This window comes from Saccharopolyspora sp., assembly GCF_017434145.1.
GTDB lineage: Bacteria > Actinomycetota > Actinomycetes > Mycobacteriales > Pseudonocardiaceae > Saccharopolyspora_C > Saccharopolyspora_C galaxeae.
Window position 1 is genome coordinate 1 of the sequence record NZ_JAFRFW010000726.1, and the last position, 5,644, is coordinate 5,644.

The 5,644-nt window shown below is 70.4% G+C and carries 7 protein-coding genes; 3 read left to right on the forward strand and 4 right to left on the reverse strand.

Going from position 1 to position 5,644, the window contains the following annotated elements:
- Positions 1–345 (forward strand): aminotransferase class V-fold PLP-dependent enzyme (locus tag IJH84_RS19720; protein WP_295147313.1); only part of this gene is annotated, 345 nt, incomplete at its 5' end.
- A gap of 64 nt (positions 346–409) precedes the next feature.
- Here IJH84_RS19720 and IJH84_RS19725 read toward each other — a convergent pair.
- Entirely contained in the window at positions 410–595 is a 186-nt protein-coding gene (locus tag IJH84_RS19725; protein WP_200071280.1) for a hypothetical protein, read from the reverse strand.
- Between the two features lie 398 nt (positions 596–993).
- Between IJH84_RS19725 and IJH84_RS19730 the strand changes: the two genes are divergently transcribed.
- Positions 994–1,212, forward strand: a complete 219-nt coding sequence (locus IJH84_RS19730) for a hypothetical protein (protein ID WP_295147317.1) — start codon at positions 994–996, stop codon at positions 1,210–1,212.
- A 278-nt stretch (positions 1,213–1,490) separates the two neighbouring features.
- Here the strand turns inward: IJH84_RS19730 and IJH84_RS19735 are convergent, their stop codons facing one another.
- The 3 genes from IJH84_RS19735 to ppgK all read right to left on the reverse strand — a co-directional run bounded on the left by IJH84_RS19735 (position 1,491) and on the right by ppgK (position 5,029).
- Entirely contained in the window at positions 1,491–2,429 is a 939-nt protein-coding gene (locus IJH84_RS19735) for a pentapeptide repeat-containing protein (protein ID WP_295147320.1), read from the reverse strand.
- Positions 2,430–2,541: 112 nt separating this feature from the next.
- A complete protein-coding gene (locus IJH84_RS19740; RefSeq protein ID WP_295147333.1) occupies positions 2,542–3,987 on the reverse strand; it encodes an RNA polymerase sigma factor in 1,446 nt (481 codons plus the stop codon).
- 280 nt (positions 3,988–4,267) lie between these two features.
- Positions 4,268–5,029: a polyphosphate--glucose phosphotransferase gene (gene ppgK / locus IJH84_RS19745; RefSeq protein WP_200071283.1), complete on the reverse strand. Its 762-nt coding sequence runs from the start codon at positions 5,027–5,029 to the stop codon at positions 4,268–4,270.
- Positions 5,030–5,116: 87 nt separating this feature from the next.
- On the opposite strand from ppgK, the gene IJH84_RS19750 reads away from it, so the two are divergent.
- Positions 5,117–5,644, forward strand: a 528-nt coding sequence (locus IJH84_RS19750) for an inositol monophosphatase family protein (protein ID WP_295147324.1), incomplete at its 3' end; no start/stop codon positions are given.

The window sequence follows — 5,644 nt, forward strand, 5'->3', positions numbered from 1 at the left end:
GAACGGCTCGCGGCCGCCCGCAAGGCGGTCCTGGCCCATGAGGAGAACCTCGCCGCCGCGCTGTTCGCAGGGGTGGCGCAGCTGCCGCACGTCACCCGCATCGGAGCGCCGCAGGGGCAGTGCACGCCGCTGGCCCTGTTCAGCGTCGACGGCCACACGCCGGAGGCCGTGGCCACGCACCTGGGCGAGCGCGGCGTGAACGTCTCGCACGGGCATTCCTACGCATGGGAAGCCCTGCCGCAGCTCGGGCTCGGGCCGGAAGGTGCGGTGCGGGCCAGTCTGTGCCACTACACCTCGGAAAGCGACGTGCAGCGCCTGCTCGACGCCCTGGCCGAACTGGGCTGACCCCCCTGGAAATTCGAAGGCCCCCGGTGGAAAACCACCGGGGGCCTTCGTGTCGAGGTTCGCGTTACTGCTCGTCCTGCTGGAGTTCGGCGTCCATCTCCTTCAGACGCGGTTCGAACTCCCGGCCGTGGTGCCCGCAGAACAGCAGCTCCCCGCCGGATGGAAGTACGGCGCGAAGCTTCGCAGCGGCCCCGCAGCGGTCGCAGCGGTCGGCGGCGGTCAGCTCGGGGCGGGTGAGCGTTCCAGGCATCGTGATCTCCCTCCGTCCCGGCGCCGGAATTCCCCGGCGCCCTCGATCCTGCTGCGACCACCGGTGGCCCACTGGCGGCGGGGCCGGTGCTCGCTGGCTCCACTCTTGCAGACGCACAGCCGTACGTCAGTGTTCCCGCGCCGGGGGTTGAGCGTCGTCACGTCGAAGTACCCGCTTGCCGCAGTCCCGGTAGCGCAGCGTGGCAATCGCACGTCCAGGGCCGGTTTCGGTCGCCTGGCCAGGGAAAACGCGTCGGCTCGCGTTGCGCCGCGAGGTGATCCGTGGGTGCGCGCGGTGCGCGAGGGCGCCCCATCCCGTCCGGCGTTCTGCTGCAAGCGAACTAAGGCGGCGTCCTGGAACGCGAGAAAACCGATCTGCGAATGTGCGGTGAATCACCGGTGATCGCGCCGACCCGGCGCGGGACTCGCGGAAAGATCGCGCTCGCGCAGCGATCGTCGAACGCCATGCGGCGCTGCGCGATGAAGGAGGGGGCGATGAAGGAGGAGGCGAGGAACCCGCGGCGTCGGATGATCGGCGACCGCCTCGCCGACCGGGCGGCGCGCGACCACCAAGCCGCAGCGAACTCCGCATGGCAGGCGAAACGGATTTCGACCTGATCTTGCGACGCTGTCGCGGAAGTTCGCCGGGTGCGCGCTCGGGTCCGTGGCCGGTCTCGCGGCCACGTGACCGCCTAGTCGCGTGGAGTTTCGCGTGAACCGCAGCTGTGGACCGCAGCGTTCACCCGGCGTCCCCGCACAGAGCAAGAGATGCCCGCCATGAGGCGATTTGGGTGAAAGGTCTTCATGGTCCGTCTCCAACCCGGTTCGCCGCGGCAACACGCTGTGCCGCAGGAAAGGGCGAGTCTGCCAGTGCTTTCCGGGCGCTCGGTAGATCGCTAACCCGAATGTACGAGCCGGGCCCAGTCCGGCCGCTCCGGGTCCGGCTCCTCGGCCCAGTCCGCGGGCCACTTGCGCCGCGTGCCGTTGTGCACCGCCCGCGTGGTCGCACCGGTGAGCGCGGCCGAGGTGTGCGTGCCGAAGTCGACCTCGGCCTCGAACGTCGCCCCGCGGAAGTTCGCCCCCTCCCCGTCGAACGAGACCCGGCGGAAATCGGCGAGGCCGGTGAAGCGCACGGACCGGAAATCGCCCTGCCGCTCGAAGGTGCAGCCGCGGAAGACGGCGGGCCCCACGAACCGGGCTCCGGCGAAGGTGGCCGTCTGCACGCGGCAACGGGTGAACGTGAAGGTGCTCAACGTCGCGCCCGCCAGGTTCAGCCGGATGCCGGTCCAGAACAGCGCCTCGTCGTCCTCGTCGCGCAGGTGCGAAGTCAGCACGCCCTGCGCGGTCTCGCGGACCTCCTGCTCCTGCACCGGATCCGCCCCGGTCTGGTCGAAGGGCATCCGCAGGTAGGCGCAGAGCAGGTCGACGATCGTCTGGCGGTGCTCCGCGTGGTTCTGCCCGAGCCGCTCCAGCGCGAACACGCCCGCCAACCGCACGGGAGCCTGGTCGCTGCCGAGCTGGTCGGCGGCCTTGCCGTAAAGCTCCGTCACCCGCGTCTCGGTGGCGTCGTGGTCGCGCTGCACCAGATCGAGCTCGGTGGCGCGCTGCCGCCGCGCGGTCAGCAGCAACCCGGCCGCACCGCCACCGCCCACGACGATGCTGAACGCGGTGCGGATGATGTTGACCTGCACCGCCGCTTGCTGGACCGAGCCGCGCAGCACGAACCACAGCACGGTCAGCGACGTGATCGCCAGCAGCCCCAGACCGCCCGCCCACCAGAGAATGGTCCGGGTGGACAGCACACCGTCCGCTCGCGTGCCCCCAGTTCGACTCACGGAAGGGGATCTTGCCGCGCGGAGCGGCTCCGTGTGTTCCACCTTTCGTGGGCCGATGCGAAAAGGCGCCCGGCCGGAGAAACCGACCGGGCGCCCGCGGAGCTGATGCGGCTCAGTCCAGGTAGTCGCGCAGCACCTGCGAACGCGACGGGTGCCGCAGCTTCGACATCGTCTTGGACTCGATCTGCCGGATGCGTTCCCGGGTCACGCCGTAGACCTGGCCGATCTCGTCCAACGTGCGCGGCTGGCCGTCGGTGAGGCCGAAGCGCAGCCGCACCACGCCCGCCTCCCGCTCGGACAGCGTCGCCAGCACCGACTGCAGCTGGTCCTGCAGCAGCGTGAACGACACGGCGTCGACCGCGACGACCGCCTCGGAGTCCTCGATGAAGTCGCCGAGCTGGCTGTCGCCCTCGTCGCCGATCGTCTGGTCCAGCGAAATGGGCTCCCGGGCGTACTGCTGGATCTCCAGCACCTTCTCCGGGGTGGTGTCCATTTCCTTGGCGAGCTCCTCGGGCGTGGGCTCGCGGCCCAGGTCCTGCAGCAGCTCGCGCTGGATGCGGCCCAGCTTGTTGATGACCTCGACCATGTGCACCGGGATGCGGATGGTGCGGGCCTGGTCGGCCATCGCGCGGGTGATGGCCTGGCGGATCCACCAGGTCGCGTAGGTGGAGAACTTGTAGCCCTTGGTGTAGTCGAACTTCTCCACCGCGCGGATGAGCCCGAGGTTGCCCTCCTGGATCAGGTCCAGGAACGCCATGCCGCGGCCGGTGTAGCGCTTGGCGAGGCTGACCACCAGGCGGAGGTTCGCCTCCAGCAGGTGGTTCTTGGCCCGCTCACCGTCCCGGACGATCCAGCGCAGGTCGCGCTTCATCTGGAAGGCGAGCTTCTCCTCGGCTTCCTCGGCCTGGCGCAGCCGCTCGGCGCCGTAGAGGCCGGCCTCGATGCGCTTGGCGAGTTCGACCTCCTCCTCGGCGTTGAGCAGCGCCACCTTGCCGATCTGCTTGAGGTAGGCGCGCACCGAGTCGGCCGAGGCGGTCAGCTCGGCGTCCTTGCGCGCCTGCCGCAGCGCCTCGGATTCCTCCTCGTCCCACACGAAGTCGGAGTCCGGCTTGCCGTCCTCGTCCTCCGGGACGGTCGGCTCCTCCGGGATCTCCACTTCGACGTCGGCGAGATCGCCCACGTCCGGGGAGGTCAGGTCGGTTTCGATCGGTTCGTCGATCTCCAGGCCCTCGGCCTTGCCCGCGGTGCCAGCCGCGTCGGTCTTGGCCGCGGACTTCGCGGTCTTGGCCGAGGCGGACTTGGTGCCCTTCTTGGCCGCCGACTTGGTGGCGGTCTTGCGGCCCGCCGACTTGGTGCCCGCCGCGCTCTTGGCGGACGAGTCCTGGCCCGCGTCGGTTCCGGCCTGCTCGGCCGTTTCCTGCGCGGCGGTCTCTGCCTGGGGCTGGGATCCGGACTGGGCCGACGGGGACTGAGCACCGCCGGCGGTTGCAGCGGAGCTGGAGCGTCGGGTTGCGGTTTCTGCGGCTGCCACGTACGCCCTTTCGCGACGGTCGATCAGAGCAGGCCGGAGGACGCGAAACCTCGGCCGCCAGAGGTCGGGGAACAACCCACCCACCGGAACTTCCGAAGCGGCATCGATGCCGGCGAAACGCCTGCTCGGCACCGGATCGGAGGCCCCGGATCAGGTTGGCCGTGTTCCATTGTAACTGCGCTCGCCGAGTGCGGTTCCGCTGCAAGGTGGAGATCCGTCCCGTCGCAGCGCAAATACGGCGCTCGCCGGGTCCGGCGAATGGCGCACCGGGGAAATGCCGCCGCATCGCCCCGGTCGGCCGTGCGGCTCAGTTCCCGGCGCCCGCCGCGGCCGCCGCGGCGGCGCCCACGATCCCGGCGTCGTTCTTCAGCGAGGCCGGCACGATCGGGGTCCGGGTCTCCAGCAGCGGCAGCCACTTGTGCTGCTTCTTGCTGACCCCGCCGCCCGCGATGATCAGGTCCGGCCACAGGAAGGATTCCAGCGCCTGGATGTAGCGGCTCACCCGCGGCGCCCACTCCGGGTAGGACAGGTCGAGGTCGTCCTTGACCGACGCGGCCGCCTGCTTCTCCGCGTCGTGCCCGTCGACCTCGATGTGCCCGAACTCGGTGTTCGGCACCAGCTTGCCGTCCACGAACATCGCGCTGCCGATGCCGGTGCCGAAGGTCAGCACCACCACCAGGCCGGAAGCGCCTGCGCCCGCACCGGAGCGCATCTCGGCCAGCCCGGCGGCGTCGGCGTCGTTGAGCACGACCACCTCCGACCGGTCCTGGCCCAGCCGCTCGGCGAACAACCCCTGCGCGTCGGTGCCGATCCAGCTCTTGTCGATGTTCGCGGCGGTGTGCGCGGTGCCCTGCTTGACCACGCAGGGCAGCGTGACCCCGACGGGCCCGCTCCAGCCGAACTTCTCGACGATCTCGGCGACCGCGTCCGCGACCGCCTCCGGTGTCGAAGGGTGCGGCGTGGGAATCCGCATACGCTCTTCGGCCAGCACCCCACCGTCGATGTCCACCGGACATCCTTTGATGCCGGACCCGCCGACGTCCACGCCGAAACCGCGGGCAGTGCCCATGCCCGATCCTTCCTATTCGATTCAGACCAAGGTGTGCAGACCTTAACCGCGCTGTGTTGCGATGTGAATGTGGGATTGACAGCCAACGTGCATACCGAAACTCTGCGCACCGCCGCGGTGCAGGTCGCAGAAGAGGCCGCCGAGCTGGCGCGCAGCATCCGCGACGAGTCGGTGACCGGCGCCGCGGTGCACACCAAGAGCACCGAAACCGACGTCGTGACCGCCGCGGACCGCGCAGCCGAGCGACTGGTGCGGGACCGGCTCGCCGAACTGCGGCCGGGTGAGTCGGTCCTCGGCGAGGAGGAAGGCGGCGCGGCCGCGCTGGAAGGCCTGCGCTGGGTCGTCGACCCGATCGACGGCACCGTCAACTACCTGTACGGCTTCCCCTGGTACGCGGTGTCCCTGGCCGCCCAAATCGACGGCCGTTCGGTGGCGGGAGCGGTCGTGGAGCCGGTGTCCGGGCGCGTGTGGAGCGCGGCAGAGGGCGCCGGTGCGCACTGCGACGGCGTGCGGTTGAGCGTTTCCGCGGCGGACCGGCTGGACCTGGCGCTGGTCGGCACCGGCTTCGCCTACGACCCCCGCCGCAGGCGCGCGCAGGCGGCGGCGACGGCGGAA

What these genes read in the sequence shown, in the direction of transcription:
- ppgK (WP_200071283.1), bottom strand. Translation starts at nt 5,029, where the DNA reads ATGGGCACTGCCCGCGGTTTCGGCGTGGACGTCGGCGGGTCCGGCATC.
- IJH84_RS19725 (WP_200071280.1), bottom strand. Translation starts at nt 595, where the DNA reads ATGCCTGGAACGCTCACCCGCCCCGAGCTGACCGCCGCCGACCGCTGC.